This is a genomic window from Paraglaciecola sp. (genome assembly GCF_039964565.1).
GTDB lineage: Bacteria > Pseudomonadota > Gammaproteobacteria > Enterobacterales > Alteromonadaceae > Paraglaciecola.
This window is the reverse complement of sequence record NZ_JBDVXF010000016.1, coordinates 15,847-39,856: the sequence shown is the minus strand read 5'-3', so window position 1 is coordinate 39,856 and position 24,010 is coordinate 15,847. Positions and strand designations below refer to the sequence as shown.

Here is a 24,010-nt window from a genome sequence, read left to right as displayed (position 1 = left end):
ATCTTACTCGTATTCGATTTCATATTACTGTTGTTATTGGTGGTAACTGCCATTGCCATTGCTCGCGTTAGTGATCTCTTTGCGGCGGTTATGTTAAGTGGCATCTATGGATTACTGTCGGCGAGTTTTTTTGTGGCCTTGGATGCGGTAGACGTGGCATTCACCGAAGCGGCCGTAGGAGCCGGTATCTTTCCAATATTGATGTTGATGGTGCTTGGCGTTACAGGTCGCTACGAGAAAATCGCTGCAGAACGCAAAAAAGCGAGGGTTAAAAATGTGGCCGTGCTAATGGCCATGTTAGTGACAGGTGGTTTATTGATAGCTGGTATGCTGGATATGCCGGCTTTTGGAGATCCTGACGCGCCTGCGCAGCAACATGTCAATATTCGCTACATTGAACAATCCCCTGAGGAAATCGGCATCCCTAATATGGTGACCTCAGTGTTAGCCAGTTATCGCGGCTATGACACCCTTGGCGAAGTGTTAGTGATCTTTACGGCCGCGATGGGTGTGTTGGCATTGTTCTCAAGCCAACTCTTTTCGACAGGCAAGCCATCAATCAAGTCTGAAAAAAACGATATGCATGAACACAACGTACTGCGAATTGTTAGCAAGATATTGATCCCATTAATTTTATTGTTTGCTTTTTATGTGCAGTTTCATGGCGAATATGGTCCAGGGGGCGGTTTCCAAGCCGGGGTTATCTTTGCTGCGGGGATTATTCTCTACACCATGTTGTATGGACTCGATAAAGCGAGGCAAGTGATTAAACCTGTTGTATTGCGTGTGCTCTGTGCCTTTGGGGTATTTATCTATGGCTGTACCGGTGTGGTGAGTATGTTGTCAGGGGGAAATTTCCTTGATTACTCAGTATTGGCGAGCGATGCCATTGTTGGTCAGCACCTAGGTATTTTGGTTATTGAATTGGGGGTGGGTATCACGATTGCGGCTGGTATGATTTTGATTTTCTTTGCGTTTTCTCATCAGGCTGCCACTCAGTTAGGAGAGGAATAATGTTTTTTGATTTATATAATTATTGGATGGTCATCATCTTAATGATGATTGGTTTATATATGGTGATTAACCAAAGCAATCTGATTAAAAAATTGATTGGCCTGAATATTTTCCAAACCTCCATATTCATTTTCTATATCAGTGTCGGCAAAGTTAAGGGTGGTAGCGCCCCGATTTTTTCGAGTACAGAAACACTTTATTCCAATCCATTACCCCATGTATTGATCCTGACGGCTATTGTGGTCGGTATCGCTACCATGGCGTTAGCGTTGGCATTGGTAGTGAGAATTAAAAAGGCCTATGGCACGGTGGAAGATTCTGAATTACAGGAGCAAGATCACTAGTGTTAGAGCATTTACCCATTTTACAGGTGATTGTGCCGCTGTTAGCCGCGCCTGCTTGTTTACTATTAAACAAACCTAAATTAGCTTGGTTGTTTGCCTGCTTCGCTGCGGTGATTTCACTGCTAATCAGTGTCGCGCTGTTAAATCAGGTGCAGCAAAGTGGCGTTATCAGTTACATGCTCGGTGGATGGGAAGCCCCTTGGGGTATCGAATATCGCATCGACCAGCTCTCAGCTTACGTTTTACTGATTGTTAGCGCCATCGGCACCATTGTTTTGTTTGCCGCGAATACCGGTATTAGTCAGGAAATTGATGAAGACAAACAAAGCATATTTTACGTGTTGTATTTACTTTGTATGGCGGGCTTATTAGGTATTGTTGCGACAGGCGACATCTTTAATGTGTTCGTATTTTTAGAAATATCGTCGCTGGCCACTTATGCACTTGTGGCGTTTGGCCGTGATCGCCGTGCGCTACTGGCGGCTTATCAATATTTAATTGTAGGCACAATCGGCGCCTCCTTTTTGCTGATGGGTATTGGCTTGTTATATAGCTTGACCGGCACCTTAAATATGCAGGACGTGGCTAATCGGTTACCTTTGGTGAGCGAATCAGCAACTGTTTATACTGCGTTCGTGTTTATGATTGTGGGTGTGGCCTTAAAGCTAGCATTGTTTCCGCTGCATTTGTGGTTACCCAATACTTATACCTATGCGCCTTCTATTGTTACTGCGTTTTTAGCCGCTACCGCAACAAAAGTCGCAATATATCTGTTAATACGTTTGCATTTCTCAATATTTGGCGATGATTTCGGTGGAGGGGTTATTCAGACCATTTTTATCGCTCTTGGGCTGACGAGTATATTTGTTGCCTCTATGGTTGCTATCAAACAGCCAAATATTAAACGTTTATTTGCTTATTCTAGTGTCGCGCAAATCGGTTACATGATCGTTGGTATCGGTATAGGTACTAGCTTGGGGTTACAAGCGACCTTATTACATTTGTTTAATCACGCATTGATGAAAGGGGCCTTATTTTTAGCTCTAGCGGCTGTTGTGTACCGTATTGGTAGTACAGATCGCGCTTGTTTTAATGGCTTGGCAAAACATATGCCTTGGACTATGGCTGCGGTTGTTGTTGCAGGCTTAAGTCTAATTGGTGTTCCTCTTACAGTCGGTTTTATCAGTAAATGGTATTTGGTACTTGCTAGTTTCCAGAATGGTTTATGGACGGTGGGATTACTGATTGTTATAGGCTCTTTGATCGCGGTTTATTATGTTTGGACCTTGGTCGAGAGTGCTTATTTTGGCAAAGCAGATGCGGCTTTAACTTCTGGATCGTCACCCGTAAAAGAAGCGCCGTTAAGTTTGTTAATCCCTCTGTGGTTATTGGTGATAGCCAATGTTTACTTTGGCATAGACACTCGACTTCCTTTAGAGGCAAGTGCTAGTGCGGCTAGTTTTCTGATGGGTGGTGAATTATGAATCTATCTGCCGAAATGTTAATCCAACTGATTATCCTACTGCCTTTAGTCGCTGCAATTGGCGTGATGTTGAGCCATAGACATGCGAATATCAGAGAGGCGATATCCTTAGTCATCGCGACTAGCGTTTTTATTTTGGTTTGCTTGTTGTACCAACAAATCATTAATGCTCAAACGGGGATAGTGACATGGACCACTATTTTGCCCGGACTTAGCATTAGTTTTAAAACCGAAGCATTGAGTGTGTTATTTGCGCTTATCGCCAGCTTTTTATGGATAGTCACTACACTCTACGCTATCGGTTATATGCGTAGCCATAAAGAACAAAATCAGACGCGATTCTTTACTTTTTTTGCTATCTCAATCGCTGCTGTGATGGCTATCGCGTTTTCTGAGAACCTGTTTACGCTGTTTATCTTTTATGAAGTGCTGACACTGGCCACTTACCCGCTGGTTACCCACGCGGGTACCGAAAAGGCTAAGCAAGGTGGCAGAACCTACCTGAGAATTTTACTAGGCACCTCCATTGTATTTTTCTTACCCGCATTAATTGGTACTTGGGCTATAGCCGGTAACCTATCCTTTACTGCGGGTGGTGTATTCCCAGATGAAGCTTCGCCACTATTGTTGGCTATTTTGTTAGTGATGTTCATTTTTGGTATAGGTAAAGCCGCGATGATGCCGTTTCATCTGTGGTTGCCATCGGCCATGGTTGCTCCTACACCCGTTAGCGCGCTGTTACATGCAGTTGCAGTAGTGAAGGCGGGGGTTTTTACCTTAATGAAAACAGTAGTGTTTATATTTGGGATGGATACGGTAGGAGAGTTGGTTACTACCGATTTTCTATTGTATTTAACTGCCTTTACGATTTTGGCGTCATCTTTAATCGCGATGCGTCAGGATAATCTAAAAGCACGTTTGGCGTATTCGACTATTAGCCAACTTGCCTACGTTAGTTTGGGCGTCTTGCTGGCAACTGAGGCAGGTCTAATCGGCAGTAGCATGCATATTGCTATGCACGCATTTGGCAAGATCACCTTGTTCTTTTGTGCCGGAGCGATTTTAGTGGTCACCCACAAAACAGAGATCAGTCAGATGGCAGGTCTGGGCCGTAAAATGCCGATCACTATGATAGCCTTTCTTATTGCCTCTTTAAGCATTATTGGCCTGCCGCCCACGGGGGGAAGTTGGAGTAAATACTATTTATTACTAGGCACTTTAGAAACTCAACATTGGGTACTAATGGTGGTGTTGATGATTAGCTCATTGCTCAATATTGCTTATTTGTTGCCTATTCCTATTCGCGGTTTTTTCCCTGGAAAAAAAGTGGCCACTGAAGCCGTTCATACTCCGGAAAAAATCCAAGAAGCACCGCTGCCTGCGCTTATTGCAATAAGCATTACCACTTTAGGTTGCCTGGTGTTGTTCTTTTACCCACAACCATTGTTTGAGCTGGCTAAGATGGTTGGAGTTGTATAATGAAAACAGATAAAAAGTACTTATTTGATAATCCCAAAAATATAAAAAGAGTGCTGCATGGTTTGTATATCTGCTGTGCTTTACTGGTCATTCTCGATTTTGTTATTAACCGCAAGGTGTATCATAGCTGGGAAAATCTCTGGGCCTTTTATCCAATCTACGGTTTTGTTGGCTGCGTGGTGCTGGTATTTGTTGCTAGGTGGATGCGGATTTTACTGATGCGCGACGAACATTATTACGATCCGCCAGAATTAACAGAAGTGTCAGGATCAGCCGAAGGAGAAAAACATGTTCGGGACTGAAATGGCTCCTTTTGTGATATTTTTTGTTGCAGCATTGTTTGCCGCCATTACTCATGGTTGGCTACGTGCTGCCATTATGCTCGCAGCTCCAATATTGGGTGCGATTAATTTATGGATGACGCCAGAAGGTAGTTATTGGGCGATCTCATTTTTAGACTTTGAACTGAGTGTATTGCGGGTTGATCGACTGGCCATATTGTTTGGCTATTTATTCCACCTCGCCGCCTTTATTGCCATAGTGTATTCATTACACCTACGAGATCGCATGCAACAAACGGCTAGTATGCTTTATGCGGGTAGTGCGTTGGGTGCGGTTTTTGCTGGAGATTTGTTAACGCTGTTCGTTTTTTGGGAGCTGTTGGCGATCACCTCAGTGTTCCTGATTTGGGCAAGGCGCACTAATCAGTCGTACCACGCAGGTATGCGCTATTTATTGTTTCAAGTGATTTCTGGATTGTTATTGTTAGGCGGTGTAATTGCCTTCGCTAACATGTCTGGCTCACTCCTTTTCGAAAATATCGGTTTGACCGGGGTACATGGTTGGTTGATCTTTATCGCTTTCGGCATTAAGTGTGGCTTTCCATTTTTGCATAATTGGCTAACAGATGGGTATCCTGAAGCCACACCAACAGGTACGGTTTTTCTGAGTGCGTTTACCACCAAAGTCGCAGTGTACGCTTTAGCTCGTGGGTATCCCGGTACAGAATTATTGGTTTACATCGGAGCAGCCATGACCTGTTTCCCGATTTTCTTTGCGGTGATTGAAAATGACTTACGTCGCGTGTTGGCCTACAGCCTAATCAACCAGCTTGGTTTTATGGTGGTGGGTATTGGAATCGGGACCGCCTTAGCAATTAATGGCGCAGTAGCTCACGCTTTTAACGATGTTATTTTCAAAGGTTTGTTGTTCATGTCGATGGGGGCTGTGCTGCACGTTACTGGCAAGATGAATGGCTCAGAGTTAGGAGGCTTGTACAAGACCATGCCCAAAACTACTATTTTGTGCATTATCGGCGCTGCATCGATCTCTGCATTCCCACTGTTTAGTGGTTTTGTTAGCAAGTCGATGATTATGAGTGCCGCATTGAATAATGATCATACTTGGGTGTGGCTAATGTTGCTGTTTGCTTCTGCGGGTGTATTCCATCATGCTGGCATTAAGATCCCATATTTTGCGTTCTTTGCCCATGATTCTGGTATCCGCGCTAAAGAACCGCCGCTTAATATGATATTGGCTATGACCATTGCTGCAACACTATGTATCACTATTGGTATTTTTCCTGAATATCTATACCAACTGTTGCCATATGAAATGGATTATAACCCTTACGATGCGACCCATGTCTTGGCACAGACACAATTGTTATTCTTCTCAGCATTGGCATTTGTGTGGCTGAACCTATACAAAATGTATCCGCCAGAATTACTCTCCGTGAATCTGGACGTGGACTGGATATATCGTCGTTTGATACCCCGTACGCTGCAACGTTTGGGGAATGCTAAGCAAGCATTGGTGCTGGCTGTTAGCCATTTAAGCGCGCAACATTTGCCGAAATTGACGAACTACATATCAAGACACTACGCCCCACAAGGTAGCTTGGCCAAAACATCCTCCACTGGTACAGCTGTTATGTGGATAGTGTTGATGTTAGTAGCCTATCTGCTAATTAAATAAGCGTCACGGTATCGCAATCTTCCTATGTGTAATACCTATGTGTAATACCTATGAGTGATATTACACATTAATTAAACTGGCTATTGCACTACGTTTACTACGTAACCTTAACGGTTTATACCAATCCGTAGTTGTCCTTACGGATTGGTATTGTTCATTAGAATCAAAACTCAACTCAGATTTTTATTTGTGCTGCTTTATCACCCTGACAACTGACTATGCAGCGCTTTCTTATAAGCTTCTATGCCGGGAACCAAAGCGGTCACACCTGTAGCACCAAGGATAATGAGGGACAAATTCAGCGAGTCTTGGGTAAATAAATTCTGGTTTAAGAACAAACCATACTCTGCGGTTAACCAACCTTCTAACCCCATCAATAAAAAAGTCACGACAATAAACGCTGTGATTAACGCCATAAAACTAATTACTAAGGCTTCTAAAATGACTAACGAAAGAATGAATATCGGAGATGCGCCTAAGATACGAAATACCGCAATTTCTTTTTGGCGTTCGTTCATGGTTGCGAGCAACATAGTGGCTAAACCAAAAAGCGAAGCCAATAACACTAAAAAGCCTATGACTTGCAGTAGGGTTTCAATATTACCCATCAAACTCCAAAGTTGTGTCATCGCCACGCCAGGTAAAACTGCCATCAATCTGTCGTCTTGGTAGGTATTGATGTGACGCTGTAAAGTGAAAGTAGCAAATCTATTATTCAACCCTAACAAGACAGCAGTTATTTTTTCAGTTGGGTGGTGATGAGAGTGGGGATCTTCAACTAGCTCTTTTAATTGTGCTGGTGGCAGATGAATTGCTTCTATCGCAGCTAGGTTAACATGTACGGTTTTATCTACCGGGGTGCCTGTCGCAGCAATAATGCCTGATACTGTAAAGGGCGCTTGTTCGTGATGCACAAAACTCGTGCTGCCGATACCGTGTGAAAGCACAAGTTTATCCCCTAACTTGTAGCCTAGAGTTTTGGCTACATCTGCCCCAATTACCGCTTCAAATGGGCTATCAAACACTTCACCTTGGGCCAAATCCAGGGCCTTTTTATTGGCATATTTAAAATATTGGAAGTAGTCGGAATTGGTGCCCATCACGCGAAAGCCATGATGGGAATCACCCAACGAAATTGGAATAGCCCAAGCCACAGATTTATTAGCTTTGAGCATAGTAAAACTGTCGTAGTTGATATTATTGGTAGGGCTACCCATTCTAAAAATAGAATACAAAAGTAAATTTAATTCACCACTAGGCGCTCCTACTATTAGGTCGACGCCAGAGATAGTTCGATTAAAACTTTCTTTCGCCTGCGAGCGAATGTGTTCAACACTTATCAAAACACTAATACTCACTACCAAGGATAAAAAAGTCAGCACTACGGTTTTGCGACGACTTATTAAACTGCGCCATATGATAGAAGTAAGCATTAACTTACCTCCTCTGTAGTTTGTGCATTGCAAATTGCAGTAATAGGGGTATGCAATGAAAAAAGTGGTTCCAGACTGGTATCGTGACTAACAAACACCATAGAGGTGTTGTGGGTTTGACACATTTCAAGTAGTAGGGTGACAAAGCCTTGTTTGGCATTATTATCTAGGGCAGATGTAGGCTCATCAATAAGTAATAATTTCGGTGAGTTAATAAAGGCTCGCATAATCGCCACTCTTTGTTGTTGCCCTACGCTTAAGCTTGCAACTGGCGTGTTTAAAATACTATTAGGTAATTTAAGTGCTGCCATCAATTGCAGTATAGGTTCAGACAACTTCTGTTTTGGGGACTTAGCTAGATATACGGCGAGCTCAATGTTTTTTGCCACGCTTAAATAAGGAATAAGATTAAACTGTTGAAATACCACACCAATATTTTCGGCTCTAAAGCGATCTCTGCGGCGATTCGAAAACTTGGTTATGTCATTGCCAAACAATTTAATACTACCTTGTTGCGGCGCTAAAATACCCGAGAGTAAATTTAGCAAAGTGGACTTGCCCGAACCAGAGTCACCGTATAGAAATACCTGCTGACCTACTTCTACTGTCCACTTGCTGAAACATAGGGGAGAGTCTTTCGAGTAGGAGTGTACTACTTGATTTAACTCAATTGCTGGTGTTGGTTGAGCCTGTGGATCTATTGGATTTTTATCTTTTATAGTCATAAATCAGATGAAGCTAGTACAGAATGTATTTGTTATGATATAACGTAATTATCATATAGCCGCTCACAATTGACAATCAATAATGAACACCAAAAAAGTACGTCGTTTACAACACTTTATCATTGTTCCATTAGCAATGCTTTGGTTTGCCTCTGTTAACCTTTTTGCAGCGGAGTCAAAAAATTATCAAGAAGTAGAATGGATTCAGTTAATGCCTCGGGATGATTTAGATGCCTTGCTTAACCCACCTGAATATTTGGCAAATGTGGTCGACGGAAGCGAACAAGATTCGGTTGATGCTTTGTCTGCTATTGAGGACCAAGACGATACAACACGGCGCTTTCAACAGGCACTCACGTCACAAAGAGTGATTCAAGATTTTGATGAAAAAGCGGTAAAAATACCTGGTTTTGTGGTGCCCTTAAGGTCTGATGAAAATCAACGAGTCACCGAGTTTTTTATTGTTCCGTATTTTGGTGCCTGTTTACATATGCCTCCACCACCTCCTAATCAAATGATTTATGGCAAAGTTGAAACGGGATTTGAATTGGCGCAACTCACTGAACCATTTTGGTTTAAAGGAGTGATCCATATCGAAACTACGAGTAACACAACAGGCACATCCGCATACGGTATGAGCTTAGATAAAATGTATCCTTACGAATAATATGATTGCCTCAATGAAAATTAAATTAGCAATGTTAATGTTGTCGCAGATATTTGTGACGTCGAGTTTTGCCTGTGATTTACATGGAGAAAACAATTTTGGCGTGTTTGGGCAATTTCACCCTCTGGCTAACCAGCATCGATTTGTTCCTCAATTGGCCGAACTAAACTTAAATCACGCCAAAGAGGTGAATATCAAGTCTAATATTGATGAACGAGTTAAAATTAGTTATTCCATTCCAGATCATTACAACGAAGCGCGGGTGTCCTATTCAGCCAGTGAAAATATCGTGATACACAACGAGCTATCGCACAGTCTTTCACTGTCAGGAAATTACAATTTGTCGTTCCGTGCTACTCAGCCAGGGGAACATTTTATATTCGTTAATATTGATGCCATTCAAAGTACAGTGCCTTATGTAAAAACTCAGCGGATACTGATTGTTTCCGATTAATTCTATTGCAATCGCGAATACAATATGAAATTTTGGGCTGCTAAAAAAACTAAAGTAATTGTCGGGCTTTTTCTGTGTCTTGGTTTAGGGATGTTGTTTGCTCGTTTGGGGTTGTATCTTTGGCCTAGTGTTAAACAAGTTTTCCTAGACAAACCATTCGTCTATTTTACCAGCAACGAAATCCTCGAAGAGGCGTATACTCAATCGGCTGTTATGCCGCTAGATTGGGCGATGTTATTGCCTCCCGAAGAGCAAGCAATCATTACGCATTATCAGACTCAAAATGCGCAAACAGTCAAAGAATTAAGCGCCCAAATACTGCGCTCTATTGAGGCATCCACCGATCCAAATTATCATGAAGCCTTAATCTCAACTAATACGGTTAAATCCTTTGAAAATAAGATGGTGTCACTGTCTGGTTTTGTGGTACCAGTAGAGTATTACGCTGATAAAAATATAAAAAGTCTATTTTTTGTGCCTTACTTTGGTGCTTGTTTACACTATCCACCACCACCACCGAATCAAATGCTATTTGCGCAAATAGACCAAGGGTTTAGTCAGTTCGATATCACTCAAGCCTATACGATTACTGGGAAAATCAGCGTAGGTCTATTCGAAGATCCAATGGGAACGTCTGCTTACCTACTTGAAGTAGTCTCAATACAGCCCTATTTCGGGCAACCTGATGATATTCGTCGTCATTAAAGCAAATGGTTGACGCAATATTTGTTGTTTGTAGCGTGTTGAATTACATCACACTACATGCATTTTAGGCTGCGCTCGCTAGACACGCATCGCAGATACATTGCAATTCCATTTGTGAATTCGTGAGTGTATACCCAGCATTGGAGACCTGCTCTTCGAGCTCTTCTACTATGCGTTTTGCGATGGCAATCTCTTTAACACTTTGACATTTTCCACATATTAAAAACTGTGGTATTTCATGGGCATGGTTGCAAGCTATGTGTGAACACGCCACATATTTGTTGGCTGAACTGAGCTTGTGTACAAGTTGTTCAGACTCTAAAAAGTCCAAAATTCGGTAGACTGACATCGGCTGAATGGTTTTTTCGGCGTTTTTATTATAAGCATCTGCTACCTCATAAGCAGATAAAGGGGTGCCCGCTACAATAAGAAGTTCCAAAATGCGACTTCGTTTTTCTGTCAAACGACCACCTGAGCGCGAGCATATATCTTGCGCTTTCCCCATGATTGTATTCAATTGTTGCGTTTTCACTGATTTTACTCCAAGACCTTATGGATTTTTGATTGTACTTTGTAATATTGATCCACTTACGTTTATTTACTTAAAAGAAAAGTAGACCATCAAGTAATAATCTGTTCACCACAGCCTTCGAAATCAAAGCTATGGATACCTAATTTCATGTTAACATTCAATTCGATGAATGGCTGCAAAACCTATGCAGTTTTGTTAGGCAATTCCCAGCCTAAGGGTTTGATGCGACTTCATCAAAAAATGGCTAAACTAGAATTTTTCTCCATAAATTATCATGTCGGGGGTGATCAAGGTACTAAACAAAGTCTATGGTCAGCACTAAGCGAGGTTCATCTGGGGTGTTAGCAGGTGAGCGATGCACTAAACCTCGGCCTTCATTGCCATCCCATGCTTCACCTTTTAATAGTGCTACATCAAATGGGGCAATATTTTGAATATTGCGTTGTTCACAATAGAGACCGGATTGATCATCAGGTTTACCATCATTACCCAAGCCTAATTTTTGGCGGTTAACTACATGATTGGGAAGCCATTGAGTGCCCTGATAGCCGTATAAAGTAGTGACCAATCGACACGGCACTCGGTCAACGTGAAAACGGGGACACATTGCCTGTTCAAGTTTGGTGAGCCGCAGTCCAACTTGAGATAAATCAAACAGACAGCAAAACATATCAACTAGCTCTGTGATATGTAGCGCTAATGTCTCGGAACCTTCGAAACGGGCTAAAAATTCTTTGATGTCTTCAGATGCAGAATTAACATTCACTTTTTTAACTATATTGATAACGCGATTATCGCGCAAAACACTGTGAATATTTGTTAGCAAATTGTCCCGCAAAGGGGGCTTCCAAATCACTATATTGTTTTGTTCGGCATAGATTTCGGTTAATACACTGGGGCAATGGGACTGCACCAGTGCTTGGATTTCTTCTTTCTTGATGGTCGGTAGTGTGTCTATCGAATGCTGTGTCATCAGCTTATTGCTCCCAAACTGGAAAAGGGTCAGCTAAGGTCTGCCAGTACTTTTTACCTTGGATGAGTTCATCATCATCTAACAAACATGCGTCGAGTTTTTGAGTCATCAATTCTTTATCTAGGTCTTGTCCAATGAAGACTAACTCTTGACGCATATCACCGAAGGGTTCTTGCCATAGGTGCTCAATAGACTGCAGCGATTCTTGATCCGTTGGCCATTGTTCCGGTGGTACAGACTTCCAAAATAAACCTGCAAATCCATAACGAGCGATGCCGCCTGCCTGATTCCATTGCCCCGCAAATTCTGGGCGACTGGCTAACCAAAAGTAGCCTTTTGAACGCAGTAATTTGCCAAGCCCATCAGTACTATGTAGAAATTGATAAAATTTTTCGGGATGAAACGGACGCCTAGCGGAATAACTGAAGCTACTGATCCCATATTCTTGAGTTTCAGGAATATGTTCTCCTCGCAATTCTTGGAGCCATCCTGGGGCTTTTTCAGCTTTTTCGAAATCAAATAACCCAGTGCCGAGTATTTCACTTACATCAACTCGACCGTCTTTAATTGTTATGATACGCGCCTGTGTATTTAGCGTGCTTAGGATAGCAGTGAGTCTTGCTATGCTGGCATTATCGACCAAGTCTGTTTTACTAATTAAAATAACATCGGCAAACTCCACTTGATCGATCAACAGATCAGCGACACTACGTTCGTCTTCTTCGCCAAGATGTTCATCGGTGTCTTGCAAATATTTGGCTTGGTCGTAATCGTTGAGAAAGTTCACCGCGTCAACCACAGTTACCATAGTGTCGAGATTTGCCACATCCGACAAAGTTACGCCGTCCTCGTCTGCAAAAGTGAAGGTTTCAGCTACAGGCAAGGGTTCTGATATGCCAGTTGATTCAATCAGCAAATAGTCAAATTTACCTGTTGCTGCTAGCTTATTTACTTCTATTAGAAGGTCTTCTCGTAAGGTGCAGCAAATACAGCCATTACTCATCTCAACGAGTTTCTCGTCACTGTGATTCAGTGATACATCGTTTTTCAGTGTCGAAGCATCAATGTTTATTTCACTCATGTCATTGACAATTACCGCAACTTTTTTCCCTTGGCGATTATTTAATATGTGACTGAGTACTGTGGTTTTTCCCGCTCCCAGAAAACCCGACAACACAGTGACCGGTAATTTTAGATTCTTCATGGTCGAGTTAATCCTGATTGTGAGGCTTGGAGCATTTTTCTTGGCGCCTTAATTGATAGTTACGTATGTGTCCGAATGCGATGATGCTTGAACCGAGTACCGTTAAGAGAACCTCGCCATTTTCACCAAGCAGTTCATGCCCCCAAAACGCAGTGAAAATAAGCAGTAGCAATCCCACTGCTCCTATCAGAAACACGCGGCGACTTTTATGGTGGACATATCCAATCAATAGTGCAGCAAGGCTAATTGGAACCACTGCGTACAATAGCCATCTGTGAAACAGCTCATCGTTCAAGGCAAATAAGCCAGATAAAGGAGGAATAAAAATCAACAGTATTGGGAGCAAAAGGCAGTGAATTACACATAAAAACGAAAGGCCGATCGCTGTTTTGTCGCTGATTTGTTGGAACTTAGTCATGGATATCTCCGGGTGAGTTGGATTCTAAATTTTGCTGGCAGATGTTGCATAAGCTACTCAGCTCCATTTGAGACCCCGCAGATACAAAACCGGCTTCGTCGACTTGCTGTGAAAATGCGGTAATAAATTCTGTAGCGATTTCAAGGTCCTTTATGCAGTGGCAGGATCTACAAACTAGAAAAAAAGGCGTTGTGTGATGACATGCGCCGATGCTGTGATTGCAAACAATATATTTGTTAATCGAGCGCAAACGATGTACCAATCGAATGGATTCTAAAAAATCTAATATTCGATAAACTGACATCGTTTTGATTGGCGAATCAATTAGAAGGTTATAATGTTCTGTCAGTTCATAGGCCGACACTGGTGTATTTAATTCATATAACACTTCTAAAACATGCTGCCGAGTTTCGGTTAAACGATTACCGGTTTTATCGCAGATACTCCTAGCTACTTTGACCATATCCTTAGCGGCTGCAGTGCTCATCATAACCACGCCACTACTGGGTCATCATGGTTCAAAACAGTTAAACCTTGGCCTTTATCGAGAATCCATTGGGCTTCAATACTCGTTAACGAGTTTATCCATGTAAACAAAGTCACCGACATTTGCGTTACCTTTGATTGGCATGAATAAATGTATTCCACTTCAATATCACCATGCTGATGACTCGAATGTTCTTCTTCACTATGGTGTTCATTTTCGGCATCGTGTTCATTGTCATCATGGGACTCATGTTCTGTGAGTGAGTTTTCGGTGTGTGTCAAAGTACAATCGCCATTCAGTTCAAGTACAGATGTGTGGTTCATGAACTTGGTGGTTATTTCACTCACCAACTTATGCTGTTCTTGAGTCTCAGGCTTATGTTCAAATCCCAGGACATTAATAGCCGGTAAAACAAACTGAACGTGCCAAGTATTGTCTTGTTGGGCTATCAACATTTTTCCTTGTCCATGTACATGTTGCTGCGCCACCGTTGGAAATGCTAAAGCAAACAATGTCACCGATAACACGGTGTATTTATTCATAAATTAAGCTCCTATTTACTGTCACTCTGGATTGCCATGGAATTAAATATGATATAACATAACTTAAAACTAGTAATGATACAATATAACATAACACTGGAGATTGAAATGTATAAGATATCAAGAGTAGCAGCACTTATTGGTGCACTCTTACCGGCTAGCGTCATAGCCCAATCAATTGAAGGAACAGTCAAAAACAGTGATGGAGAAGCTGTTGTAGGGGCGTTAATTCGGATTGAAGGTAGCAATAGTAAAACCGTTACCGATCAAACAGGACATTTTGTCATTGATAACTTAAGTGCTGGCAAAAAAGAACTTCATCTTGCGGTACCTGGATATGCTCACCTTCACCAAGATATTCAATTATATCAAGATGATATAAAAACTCTGAACTTAACATTATCTCGGTCACCGATTGAAGTGATTGATATTGTATCTACACCCATTCATATGTCGGTTATGGAATCGGCAGCGCCTGTAAATGTCATCGCCGGTGAAACATTACGTCGACAACAAGCCGCTACGTTAGGGGACTCTCTAGAAAAACTTCCCGGTGTACAAACAAATTTCCATGGCAATGTGGCCAGTACGCCAATCATTCGAGGGCTAAGTGGTCCTAGAGTACTCATTGCCCAAAATGGTTTAGATGTGAGTGATGTTTCTAGAGTAGGGCCAGATCATTCTGTTGCCGCAGAATCATCCACCTCACAACAAATTGAAGTGTTACGTGGTCCCGCCACTTTATTCTATGGAAGCGGCGCAATTGGTGGTGTAGTGAATGTTGTAGATGGTCGAGTACCTACCGATAGCACCACCCGAGGTGAGTGGTTACTTGAGAACAGTTCGGTTAATGACCAAAAGTTGGGATCATTTAACGTGACGACTGGCTCCGAGTCATTTGGATTTTATGCTGACGGTTATTGGCGTGAGTCAGATGATTATGAAGTGCCAGTGGATCCTGAATCAGACCATGATGAACATGACGATGAACACGAAGAGCATGATTTTGTTGTTGAAAACAGTGCTGAAGAATCAAGCGGTTTTACCCTTGGCGGAAGTTATTTGTTTGATAAAGGTTATGTGGGTGTTTCGGTAGAACAATTTAATCGTGAGTATGGTATTCCCGGGCATTCTCATGGGGATGAAGAAGAACACGACCATGAAGATGAAGCGGAAGAAAGTGTATTTGCCGACCTAGAGCAAACTAAAGTCCAACTATTAGCCGAGTATAATCTTGATAATGATTGGGTAAAGCGAATTAATTTGCGTAGCGGCTTTACTGACTATGAACATGCAGAAATAGAAGCCGGTGAAACAGGGACATTATTCGAAAACGAAACCCAAGAGCTGAAGCTCGATCTTATTCATAGTTCTTTTGCAGACTGGAACGGTGGAGTCAGTTTTCACTATAAAAATAGTGAAGTAGCAGCTCAGGGAGAAGAAGCTTTTACCCCTCCTTCAAAAGCGCAATCAATTGCATTGGCGCTAATGGAAGAAAAACACATGGGCGACGTTTTATTGCAATTCGGATTGCGAGTCGAGCGAGTCACCTTAGAAGCCAATGATGTGTTGCTGCCAACTCTAGAAGCACATGATCACGAAGTTGAAGAGGCCGATGATGACCATGATCACGACCATGAAGATGAGCATGATCACGATGAAGAAACAAACATTACCCGAGTATTTGCAGCAGACCATGAATTTACTCCTGTCAGTGTATCAGCAGGGCTAGTTTGGGAATTTACCGAAGGTTATAACCTTGGCGTGTCGATCTCACGATCACAACGCGCTCCTTCTGCATCAGAGTTATTATCTTTTGGTCCTCATATTGGAACCGGTAGTTATGAAGTCGGTGCTTTGTTTGCGCTGCATCAAGAAGACGATGAAACTCACATAGGTTTATCAGAACAAACAATAGATCTAGAAACCGCCAACAATATTGATTTGACCTTACGTAAAAGCCAAGGTGATTTAGCGTTCGTTTTTAACGTTTTTTATAACCAAGTAGATAATTATTACTATCAAACAGCTACAGGTTTATTCGCCGAAAGTGGCCACGATCATGACCATGGTGCTGAAGAAGAAGCCGAAACTGATGAACACAGTGATGAGTTACCTGTGTATATTTTCCAAACTGACGATGTAATTTTACATGGCTTTGAAGCCCAGGTCGCTTGGCAGGCAACCAATGAATTCAAAGCTACTGTTTTCTCCGATTTGGTTCGTGCTCGTCTAAAAGATGGCGGTAACTTGCCGCGCACACCACCTATTCGTTTGGGTACCCAATTGAGTTACGAAAATCAAAACTTAAGTGCCCACTTAGATATCACGCGTTATCAAGAGCAAGACAAAATCACTGCAGCTGAAACTGTGACTGACGGTTACACCATGGTTGATGCCAGTATTTCCTATGACATTCCTATCGTCAATCAAGACATAGCCGTATATCTCCAAGGGAATAACCTAACTGACACTGAAGCCCGAGTGCATACCTCTTTTATTAAAGATGTAGCCCCTCGACCTGGACGTAATATTTCGGTGGGCGTACGCGGCTACTTTTAGTTTGGCATTGCACATATAGAACAATATTTACTGAATAAAGGAACACACTATGAAAAAATCATTTCAGCTTAATTTATTAACAGTCACAATCAGTAGTTTACTACTTTACGGTTGTGGCGATGCCGAAACCACCATTATTGAAAAAGACCCAATAGTGGTAATTGATGAAGACGACGATCATGATCACGACGACGATGATCATTCTGATGACGAGTTCATCATTGAATCTATGGGGCGTCTTGCCATATTGTCTGGCGATAGCAATGAAGCCGCGATAGTTGACTTAGATGACAGTGAACTTCTGGACACCTTCACATTAATTCATGATTCAAACTCGCTAACAGCGTCTGCTGATTTCCGTTTTGCTATAGTGGCGAGTCGCAGCAATGATTATGTTGGTTTTATTGATGGTGGCATGTGGCGCGAAGATCATGTTGCGCATCTGCACGATTACGAGCAAGCACCTGAGATGAATCACCTTGAATTAACGGGTAGTCGTCCAACGCATATCATTAAGCACGATGGACACACAGCGGTGTTTTATGATGGTGATGCAGATTCAAGTACTCCTGCTGCCGTGCAAGTACTCACAGATACTGATATCAGCACTGAAATTACCGATATTCCTACTTTGAACTACACCATGAATATGCATGGTGTTGCTGAGCCAATGGGCGAGTATTTGTTGTCCACAGTAAGACGAGATGACGCAGAAAGTACCTCAGCAGCAAAAATATTGCCTGACCAAGTAGCCGTTTATCATCTACATGATGACGAATATGAACAAGAGCAAGTGTTAGATGTGTTGTGTCCTGACTTGCATGGTGCGGCGCAAAACGGTCATTATGTCATGTTCGGTTGTGCAGACGGAATATTGGCTGCCCATGCTCATGATGACGAATACGAAGCTGAAAAAATCCTTAATATTGCAAGTTTAGATGGCTTACGAATAGGCAGTATTTATGGACATGAAGAAAATGAAACCTTTATTGGTGTTGCCTCTGGACATGAAGCGGGTGAAGCAATACTGATTAAAATTGATCCAGAAAACTCTGAGATGGAAACACTAGAGTGGCAACCTGAAATTGATGCTAGTCCAGTGTCTTATGCATTTGCATACGAAGGAGAAGCCTTCCTTGTTTTAGACAGTAAAGGTTTTTTAAATATCTTAACTGCCCATGATCATGATGGTGAAGTTCATTGGGAACTAGCAGGAAGTGTAGATATATCTGAAGAAGATATTACAACTATGCCAGAAGGCATGTCATTTAGCATGACAGTTGCGCAAAATGGTCACTATGTTTATGTGTCTGATCCTATCGCTCAACATGTACTGCAAGTGCATATAGAAGACATGGAAATCGAAGGTGATGTTGAGCTGGAATTTGCACCTGCAAGTATTACCTGGTTAGGTATAGCTGAAGAAGGGCACGAAGAAGATCACGATCACTAAGCTGCCCGACACTATTGGAGTTGCACTCAATGGGTCAACGAAACAGCCTAATGAGCTTAGACATACTTGAGAATTAGGGTGATTGAGAACGGTCTACAAAGGTTCAATTCCAAAAATAAAAAATGGTATAACACTGGAGTAATCGTGGATGCGCAAAGTATCCACGATCTTTTTATAGTTGGGTTTTCACTAGGTAAAAAGTAATGATAAAAAACGCAAAATTATTGGCACTTTACGTGTGTGCAAATCTATTACTAGGGTGCACAACAACAGCCACTCCAAATAGTGACAACTCGCAACTTACCCCGTTATCATCAGTTGAGCTAAAAACATCATTCCAATCCATAATGGACACATTAAAAGTTGCCACTTGGAATGTAGAGCATTTAGCCTATCCAATCGAAACTGGTTGTAGACCAAGAAGCCCAGAAGAAGTTGAAAAACTCAAAGCTTATGCACAGTCTTTAGATGCTGACATTATTGGATTACAAGAAGTCGACTCTGCCGAAGCTGTATCTGAAATATTTCCTAGTGATGATTGGCAAATAATCATGTCGCCACGTCAAGACAGTCGCTCATATAACTGTAGAGAGTCGGGCAACCAATCGACTCAACAAAAAGTCGCTTTTGTGGTGAAAAAGCCAATACAAGTCGAAAGTGTTCAAGCCCTCGAAGACCTTGGATTAGATTCACCAGGCTTACGTTATGGGCTTGAAATACAAGTGATGACTGACGTTGGTGTCGTTTCACTGCTCAACGTGCATTTAAAAAGTGGTTGTTTTGTTGATAATTACCGCCGTGGCGAAAAAGAAGCCTGCAGCGTTTTAGCTAAACAAGCGCCTATTCTTGATAACTGGATAGAACAAAAAGAGCAGCTAGGCTTACCCTACCTTGTATTAGGTGATTTTAACCATCGGTTAACCGCGCCTTATAATCAACTGACCCAAGAGATTATGAGTAGTGAAAATGGTAAGCAACGCTCAATCGTTAATACTGGAGCACATTTAATTGGATGTCATCCATATTATCCGGCACCTATAGACCAAATTTTTATCGGTCAGTTTGAAAGTTCATCTATTGCGTATCAGGCAACAGTACATCATTTTGACGACATGCAAGTAGATTCGATGTTAAGTGATCATTGTGCCTTATCTGCCACACTATCCAAAAAACAGTTACCTGTAACGAATTCAGTGAAATGGCTAACCAAAAGTAAAGAATACTCATTAATTACTCAAAGCATATACAAGCAAGCAGAAGCACGTTTGTCAGCGTTAACATTACCTAATAAGCCATGGGCAGTGGTCATGGATGTTGACGAAACTGTACTAGATAACAGCCCATATCAACTTATGTTGGACCAATCAGGAGCCGCTTATACCCAGCAAACTTGGAAAGACTGGGTTGAGTTGCAGCAGGCGTCGCTTGTGCCCGGCGCAGAGGGATTTATAAAAAAAGTATTTTCATTGGGAGGAAAAGTCGCATTAATCACCAATAGAGATAAAGAGCTTGATAACGCTACTTGGCGTAATTTATCAAAACTACTACCTATTACCCCAACCAATACTTGCCTAACAGGCAGAACTTTAATTGATAAAAAGGCCGTAAATGGTCAAGACATAGTTAACGACAAAGATCTGCGCCGCCAACAACTTAGAGATGGAAGCATCGATTGTTTTTCGAGTCGTAACGATTCAGCGATATGGCAATCCGGTCATAATATTATCATGCAAATCGGTGACAATATCGAAGATGTGAATGGTGTGACCCAACATAACGCTGACATCGATGAATTAATCGAGCGTTCAAACAACAATATATTTATTTTACCCAATCCCATGTACGGATCTTGGTAAAACGAGTTGGAGAAAAGTCAATATGGTGACTCGTAGGCAGTTTAATCAGGGATTAATAACAATAGCGCTTAGCGGCCTTGCCTCACATTTAAAGGCGGCTGACGTGTTAACTAGATCTGCTGCAAGCAGTCAAGGTAAACAACTTGGGAAGTTGTTAGCTGATCCTGAGGGAGTACTCGATTTACCTGAAGGTTTTAATTATCAGATAATTTCAAAGTTAGGCGATCTTATGAATGATGGCATGGAAGTGCCAGACCGTGCAGATGGAATGGGGTGTTTTGCCTTAGATGATGAACGTGTTGTGTTGGTTAGAAACCATGAAATATCGCCTTCAAACTCATCTTCAGAACCTGATAATAAACACGCGGCCATTGCAGCCAAGGCTTATGATACTGATAACACAGGACAAGCCCTGCCTGGTGGCACCAGCAATATTGTTTATAATTTAAAAACTAAGCAGGTCGAACATCAGTGCATGACCCTAATTGGCACGATTAGAAACTGTTGCGGAGGGGTGACTCCTTGGGGGAGTTGGTTGAGCTGTGAAGAGTCAGTGGCAAAGGCGTCTGATAAACTGAGTAAAGACCATGGCTATGTATTTGAAGTGCCTGCTCAGGCAAAAAATTTGGTTGAAGCGCTGCCCATAAAAGCTATGGGTAGATTTAATCATGAAGCGGCCTGTGTAGACCCAGCTACTGGCACGGTATATTTAACCGAAGATAGACAAGACAGTTTGTTGTATCGCTTTGTTCCCCACAAGCAAGGAGACCTTCACGCTGGTGGAAAATTACAAGCGTTAATGGTTTCGGACAAACCACAATTCGACACTCGAAACTTTGCATTGCCTTTTATGCAACAAGAGCAAGGTTATCGCTGTCAGTGGCTTGATTTAGATGATGTTGACAGCCCAGAAGATGATTTACGCCTTCGAGGTTTCGCAAAAGGTGCAGCGCGGTTTGCTCGTGGAGAAGGTATTCATTTTGGTGTCAACGAAATGTATTTTTGTTGCACTAGTGGTGGCAAACAACAATTTGGTCAAATAATGAAATACACTCCTACGCCGCTTAATAGTCAGCAAAAAGCAGCTGAGCAAGAAGGAGTACTCACACTCTTTGTAGAAAGCAAAGATAAAACTAGTTTTAACTATGGTGACAATCTTGCCTTCGCTCCTAATGGACACCTACTCGTATGTGAAGATCAATACACTGATACAGTGAACAACCACCTTAGAGGCGTGACACCGCAGGGCGACATCTATGACTTTGCAAAAGTGCATTGGCAAACTGAACCTGCAGGCGCGTGTTTTTCACCCGATGGAAAAGTGTTATTTGTTAACTTATATTCTCCAACCGCAACCTTAGCCATTACTGGCCCCTGGAGCCACATCTATGCAAAAAATTGAACAAGTGCCTACCAATATCATTACCGGTGCATTAGGGGTAGGTAAAACTACCTTGATTCAATCTCTGTTAAAGCAAAAACCTAGTCATGAAAGGTGGGCAATTTTAGTCAATGAATTTGGAGAAATTGGCGTAGATGGTGCGTTGTTAACAGCGCCAGATAAGGATGGAATATACATTAAAGAAGTGCCAGGTGGATGTATGTGTTGTACTTCGGGCTTACCCATGCAAATAGCCCTAAATTTTTTATTGGCAAGAGCTAAGCCCCATAGATTGTTAATCGAACCCACTGGGCTAGGCCATCCTAAGGAAGTATTGCAAACCTTAAGTGAAGAACATTACAAAGAAGTCTTAGATATTCGCGCTACTTTGACGTTAATTGATATTCGTAAACTTTCAGACAACCGCTGGCGAACTCATCAACCATTTCAAGAACAAATGGAAATCGCAGACCATATAGTTGTGACTAAGTCAGACTTGTATCAAGAAGATTTAAGCCCACAACTTACGGATTATTTAGCTGAACTTGGTATCGCGGATTTACCAATCAGTTATGCGCAAACCGGCAAAGTTGACCCGCAAATTTTGCTAGAAAAATCAAAATATCAACTGCCGAGCAATTATCATATGCACTCACACTCTGTCATTACTGACCCAATGCAAACTATCAATCCACCTGCGACTGGCTCCATTAAAGTTGAAAACAGCGCCGAAGGCTTTTATTCCTATGGCTGGATATGTGCACCCACAAAAATTTTCGACTTTAAGTCTGTTATGGACACATTTACACCACTTTCCATAGAACGTTTGAAAGGCGTATTGATAACGGAACAAGGTGTACTGGCCTGTAATTTAAGTGATGGTTGTTTATCTGTGAGTATGACAGGATTAGAAGAAGCCGCGGATTCTCGCTTAGAGATTATTAGCCAAGATAAAGAGCTTGCCGAACAAAGCTGTAAAATCATTGAAGCCGCGTTTGATTTAGTCTCGCAGTGAATCAATCGAATACGTTAACCTTTAGTTGATGTTGTTCACATCTTAATCTGCAATTTTGAATTGATAGATGTCAGCTTACTTCGGTCAGTCGCCTTTATATTCACCCATGCGGAATATCTGTATCCTGGTTAACACTACAATTTTGGCGTATTGAGGTTGAATTAGGGGAATATCTATCTCATCAGCCATCTCAATTATCGCTGTCAGGTTTATTTACACATTTTGAAGTAATTAGATTTTTGTTTTCATGTAACCACATCCAGCTTACGTTTCTAGAATTTGGCATATTATTTGCTGCTTCTATGAAGTTTATTAAAACAAACGAATGGAAGGATGACATGGTCAATCTACATGGTTTCAAGGTACTGATTTTTCTTGTTTTGACTTTGGCAAGTCACTTAACTCTGGCTGGGCTAATTAAGTATGAAGTTACGGGAACTGACCTATCCGGAGGTAAATCTTCTGGTTACTATCTTTTTGAAAACGCCGAATCAGTCATTACTAATGGTGGTTCTTTATCTACTTATCTCAGTGGATGGAGTTTTGAATGGACTGACGGCTTGGCTACTTATGGCCTAGATGATAAAACGTCGACAGCTATTTCTTTTACTTTTGATGTCCTTGCTGGCGGTGATATCAGGTTCGTAACGTCATGCTTCGTATCGACAAGGTCAGCTTGCTCCTTACAAGGGCATGCCGTTTTTATCGGTAATTGGAGTCACTCAACACTCAACAATTGGCAAGGTAGTACTTCGACTTCTTCTTTAGTTGGCATAGATAGGAATAACACTCAATTACGTTTTTCAGGTCCTACTCCAGTTCCTGTTCCTGCCACTCTCACTCTATTTTGTTTGGGTCTCGCCGGTCTTTTCTGGTTAAAACGCAACAAACAAATCATAGACACATCAAGTTAGAGCAGCCTGCCTAGTGTTTTACCAAGCCACCCATAATAAGATTTTGAGTCTACCTGAACTCAGATTCTAATTGGAAGTGCACCACCTAGTTCATCATAAACTTCATTTGGAGTTTTGACGCCTAGGCATTTTCTTGGTCGATCATTGAGCAATTTTTCTACTTTTTTAAGTTTGTGTTGAGTCAAATTGTTACGGGTGGCTTGGTAAAATTTTTTAAAGCTTAATTTAACTGCGCTATAGTCAAAACGAATTTCATAAAAAGATCGATAAATATATAAATTTGATGATGAATATATCTATATATTCGGCATTGTTGGGCTTTACGACGAACATTAAAAAATAGTTTGAAAATAGTCTGACTACCATTAAGAGTATTTCTTTGCTCTACTCTG

At 41.7% G+C, this 24,010-nt stretch carries 23 protein-coding genes; 15 read left to right on the top strand and 8 right to left on the bottom strand.

Going from position 1 to position 24,010, the window contains the following annotated elements:
• From ABJK37_RS07770 to ABJK37_RS07745, 6 genes are read left to right on the top strand one after another with little or no spacing between them, the layout of a single operon-like run.
• A complete protein-coding gene (locus tag ABJK37_RS07770) occupies positions 1-1,014 on the top strand; it encodes a Na(+)/H(+) antiporter subunit B (RefSeq protein WP_348351827.1) in 1,014 nt (337 codons plus the stop codon).
• Positions 1,014-1,358, top strand: coding sequence for a cation:proton antiporter subunit C (locus ABJK37_RS07765; RefSeq protein ID WP_348351769.1), 345 nt, complete (start codon positions 1,014-1,016; stop codon positions 1,356-1,358). The genes ABJK37_RS07770 and ABJK37_RS07765 overlap by 1 nt, the downstream gene beginning before the upstream one ends.
• Complete coding sequence (locus ABJK37_RS07760) at positions 1,358-2,842, top strand: monovalent cation/H+ antiporter subunit D family protein (RefSeq protein ID WP_348351767.1); 1,485 nt, start codon at positions 1,358-1,360, stop codon at positions 2,840-2,842. Before ABJK37_RS07765 ends, ABJK37_RS07760 begins: the two co-directional genes overlap by 1 nt.
• Positions 2,839-4,320, top strand: a complete 1,482-nt coding sequence (locus ABJK37_RS07755; protein ID WP_348351765.1) for a proton-conducting transporter membrane subunit — start codon at positions 2,839-2,841, stop codon at positions 4,318-4,320. The genes ABJK37_RS07760 and ABJK37_RS07755 overlap by 4 nt, the downstream gene beginning before the upstream one ends.
• Entirely contained in the window at positions 4,320-4,622 is a 303-nt protein-coding gene (locus ABJK37_RS07750) for a hypothetical protein (protein WP_348351763.1), read from the top strand. Before ABJK37_RS07755 ends, ABJK37_RS07750 begins: the two co-directional genes overlap by 1 nt.
• Entirely contained in the window at positions 4,609-6,297 is a 1,689-nt protein-coding gene (locus ABJK37_RS07745) for a Na(+)/H(+) antiporter subunit D (RefSeq protein ID WP_348351761.1), read from the top strand. The genes ABJK37_RS07750 and ABJK37_RS07745 overlap by 14 nt, the downstream gene beginning before the upstream one ends.
• A gap of 200 nt (positions 6,298-6,497) precedes the next feature.
• Here ABJK37_RS07745 and ABJK37_RS07740 read toward each other — a convergent pair whose 3' ends face one another.
• Both ABJK37_RS07740 and ABJK37_RS07735 read right to left on the bottom strand, forming a co-directional pair.
• Positions 6,498-7,730, bottom strand: a complete 1,233-nt coding sequence (locus ABJK37_RS07740; protein ID WP_348351759.1) for an FtsX-like permease family protein — start codon at positions 7,728-7,730, stop codon at positions 6,498-6,500.
• Positions 7,730-8,455, bottom strand: a complete 726-nt coding sequence (locus ABJK37_RS07735) for an ATP-binding cassette domain-containing protein (RefSeq protein WP_348351757.1) — start codon at positions 8,453-8,455, stop codon at positions 7,730-7,732. Before ABJK37_RS07735 ends, ABJK37_RS07740 begins: the two co-directional genes overlap by 1 nt.
• Before the next feature lie 82 nt (positions 8,456-8,537).
• On the opposite strand from ABJK37_RS07735, the gene ABJK37_RS07730 reads away from it, so the two are divergent.
• Genes ABJK37_RS07730 through ABJK37_RS07720 form a run of 3 tightly spaced genes read left to right on the top strand, consistent with a single transcriptional unit; the run spans position 8,538 to position 10,281 of the window.
• Positions 8,538-9,122, top strand: coding sequence for a DUF3299 domain-containing protein (locus ABJK37_RS07730; protein ID WP_348351755.1), 585 nt, complete (start codon positions 8,538-8,540; stop codon positions 9,120-9,122).
• Between the two features lie 13 nt (positions 9,123-9,135).
• The gene (locus ABJK37_RS07725) at positions 9,136-9,576 is read left to right on the top strand and encodes a hypothetical protein (RefSeq protein WP_348351753.1); all 441 of its coding nucleotides are present in this window, start codon (positions 9,136-9,138) and stop codon (positions 9,574-9,576) included.
• A gap of 24 nt (positions 9,577-9,600) precedes the next feature.
• Positions 9,601-10,281 (top strand): DUF3299 domain-containing protein, encoded by a 681-nt coding sequence (locus ABJK37_RS07720; RefSeq protein WP_348351751.1) that lies wholly within the window; start codon positions 9,601-9,603, stop codon positions 10,279-10,281.
• Between the two features lie 64 nt (positions 10,282-10,345).
• Here ABJK37_RS07720 and ABJK37_RS07715 read toward each other — a convergent pair whose 3' ends face one another.
• From ABJK37_RS07715 to ABJK37_RS07690, 6 genes are all read right to left on the bottom strand, one after another.
• Entirely contained in the window at positions 10,346-10,813 is a 468-nt protein-coding gene (locus tag ABJK37_RS07715) for a transcriptional repressor (protein WP_348351749.1), read from the bottom strand.
• A gap of 295 nt (positions 10,814-11,108) precedes the next feature.
• Complete coding sequence (locus tag ABJK37_RS07710) at positions 11,109-11,786, bottom strand: DUF1826 domain-containing protein (RefSeq protein ID WP_348351747.1); 678 nt, start codon at positions 11,784-11,786, stop codon at positions 11,109-11,111.
• Between the two features lie 4 nt (positions 11,787-11,790).
• Positions 11,791-12,990: a zinc metallochaperone GTPase ZigA gene (gene zigA / locus ABJK37_RS07705; RefSeq protein WP_348351745.1), complete on the bottom strand. Its 1,200-nt coding sequence runs from the start codon at positions 12,988-12,990 to the stop codon at positions 11,791-11,793.
• Between the two features lie 7 nt (positions 12,991-12,997).
• On the bottom strand, positions 12,998-13,408 hold the full coding sequence (locus ABJK37_RS07700) for a MerC domain-containing protein (RefSeq protein WP_348351743.1): 411 nt from the start codon (positions 13,406-13,408) through the stop codon (positions 12,998-13,000).
• On the bottom strand, positions 13,401-13,898 hold the full coding sequence (locus ABJK37_RS07695; RefSeq protein ID WP_348351741.1) for a transcriptional repressor: 498 nt from the start codon (positions 13,896-13,898) through the stop codon (positions 13,401-13,403). Before ABJK37_RS07695 ends, ABJK37_RS07700 begins: the two co-directional genes overlap by 8 nt.
• Complete coding sequence (locus tag ABJK37_RS07690; protein ID WP_348351739.1) at positions 13,895-14,437, bottom strand: DUF2796 domain-containing protein; 543 nt, start codon at positions 14,435-14,437, stop codon at positions 13,895-13,897. Before ABJK37_RS07690 ends, ABJK37_RS07695 begins: the two co-directional genes overlap by 4 nt.
• A gap of 108 nt (positions 14,438-14,545) precedes the next feature.
• Here ABJK37_RS07690 and ABJK37_RS07685 point away from each other — a divergent pair, with 108 nt between their 5' ends.
• From ABJK37_RS07685 to ABJK37_RS07660, 6 genes are all read left to right on the top strand, one after another.
• Entirely contained in the window at positions 14,546-16,999 is a 2,454-nt protein-coding gene (locus tag ABJK37_RS07685) for a TonB-dependent receptor (protein WP_348351737.1), read from the top strand.
• A 49-nt stretch (positions 17,000-17,048) separates the two neighbouring features.
• Complete coding sequence (locus tag ABJK37_RS07680) at positions 17,049-18,452, top strand: 5-methyltetrahydrofolate--homocysteine methyltransferase (RefSeq protein ID WP_348351735.1); 1,404 nt, start codon at positions 17,049-17,051, stop codon at positions 18,450-18,452.
• 203 nt (positions 18,453-18,655) lie between these two features.
• Positions 18,656-20,308 (top strand): HAD family acid phosphatase, encoded by a 1,653-nt coding sequence (locus ABJK37_RS07675; RefSeq protein ID WP_348351733.1) that lies wholly within the window; start codon positions 18,656-18,658, stop codon positions 20,306-20,308.
• Between the two features lie 22 nt (positions 20,309-20,330).
• Positions 20,331-21,710, top strand: coding sequence for an alkaline phosphatase PhoX (locus ABJK37_RS07670; RefSeq protein WP_348351731.1), 1,380 nt, complete (start codon positions 20,331-20,333; stop codon positions 21,708-21,710).
• Positions 21,697-22,704 carry a GTP-binding protein gene (locus ABJK37_RS07665; protein ID WP_348351729.1) on the top strand — a complete coding sequence of 336 codons (1,008 nt, stop codon included), beginning with the start codon at positions 21,697-21,699 and terminating at the stop codon, positions 22,702-22,704. The genes ABJK37_RS07670 and ABJK37_RS07665 overlap by 14 nt, the downstream gene beginning before the upstream one ends.
• Positions 22,705-23,006: 302 nt before the next feature.
• Positions 23,007-23,618: a PEP-CTERM sorting domain-containing protein gene (locus tag ABJK37_RS07660; protein ID WP_348351727.1), complete on the top strand. Its 612-nt coding sequence runs from the start codon at positions 23,007-23,009 to the stop codon at positions 23,616-23,618.
• Positions 23,619-24,010 lie beyond the last annotated feature (392 nt).

Bases quoted from the DNA above. Each gene is read 5' to 3' on its own strand.
- ABJK37_RS07700 (WP_348351743.1), bottom strand. From the start codon at position 13,408: ATGACTAAGTTCCAACAAATCAGCGACAAAACAGCGATCGGCCTTTCG.
- ABJK37_RS07735 (WP_348351757.1), bottom strand. From the start codon at position 8,455: ATGACTATAAAAGATAAAAATCCAATAGATCCACAGGCTCAACCAACA.
- ABJK37_RS07685 (WP_348351737.1), top strand. From the start codon at position 14,546: ATGTATAAGATATCAAGAGTAGCAGCACTTATTGGTGCACTCTTACCG.
- ABJK37_RS07740 (WP_348351759.1), bottom strand. From the start codon at position 7,730: ATGCTTACTTCTATCATATGGCGCAGTTTAATAAGTCGTCGCAAAACC.
- ABJK37_RS07725 (WP_348351753.1), top strand. From the start codon at position 9,136: ATGAAAATTAAATTAGCAATGTTAATGTTGTCGCAGATATTTGTGACG.
- ABJK37_RS07675 (WP_348351733.1), top strand. From the start codon at position 18,656: ATGATAAAAAACGCAAAATTATTGGCACTTTACGTGTGTGCAAATCTA.
- ABJK37_RS07730 (WP_348351755.1), top strand. From the start codon at position 8,538: ATGAACACCAAAAAAGTACGTCGTTTACAACACTTTATCATTGTTCCA.
- ABJK37_RS07750 (WP_348351763.1), top strand. From the start codon at position 4,320: ATGAAAACAGATAAAAAGTACTTATTTGATAATCCCAAAAATATAAAA.
- ABJK37_RS07695 (WP_348351741.1), bottom strand. From the start codon at position 13,898: ATGATGAGCACTGCAGCCGCTAAGGATATGGTCAAAGTAGCTAGGAGT.
- ABJK37_RS07680 (WP_348351735.1), top strand. From the start codon at position 17,049: ATGAAAAAATCATTTCAGCTTAATTTATTAACAGTCACAATCAGTAGT.
- ABJK37_RS07765 (WP_348351769.1), top strand. From the start codon at position 1,014: ATGTTTTTTGATTTATATAATTATTGGATGGTCATCATCTTAATGATG.
- ABJK37_RS07710 (WP_348351747.1), bottom strand. From the start codon at position 11,786: ATGACACAGCATTCGATAGACACACTACCGACCATCAAGAAAGAAGAA.
- ABJK37_RS07670 (WP_348351731.1), top strand. From the start codon at position 20,331: ATGGTGACTCGTAGGCAGTTTAATCAGGGATTAATAACAATAGCGCTT.
- ABJK37_RS07720 (WP_348351751.1), top strand. From the start codon at position 9,601: ATGAAATTTTGGGCTGCTAAAAAAACTAAAGTAATTGTCGGGCTTTTT.
- ABJK37_RS07755 (WP_348351765.1), top strand. From the start codon at position 2,839: ATGAATCTATCTGCCGAAATGTTAATCCAACTGATTATCCTACTGCCT.
- ABJK37_RS07745 (WP_348351761.1), top strand. From the start codon at position 4,609: ATGTTCGGGACTGAAATGGCTCCTTTTGTGATATTTTTTGTTGCAGCA.
- ABJK37_RS07660 (WP_348351727.1), top strand. From the start codon at position 23,007: ATGAAGTTTATTAAAACAAACGAATGGAAGGATGACATGGTCAATCTA.
- zigA (WP_348351745.1), bottom strand. From the start codon at position 12,990: ATGAAGAATCTAAAATTACCGGTCACTGTGTTGTCGGGTTTTCTGGGA.
- ABJK37_RS07665 (WP_348351729.1), top strand. From the start codon at position 21,697: ATGCAAAAAATTGAACAAGTGCCTACCAATATCATTACCGGTGCATTA.
- ABJK37_RS07690 (WP_348351739.1), bottom strand. From the start codon at position 14,437: ATGAATAAATACACCGTGTTATCGGTGACATTGTTTGCTTTAGCATTT.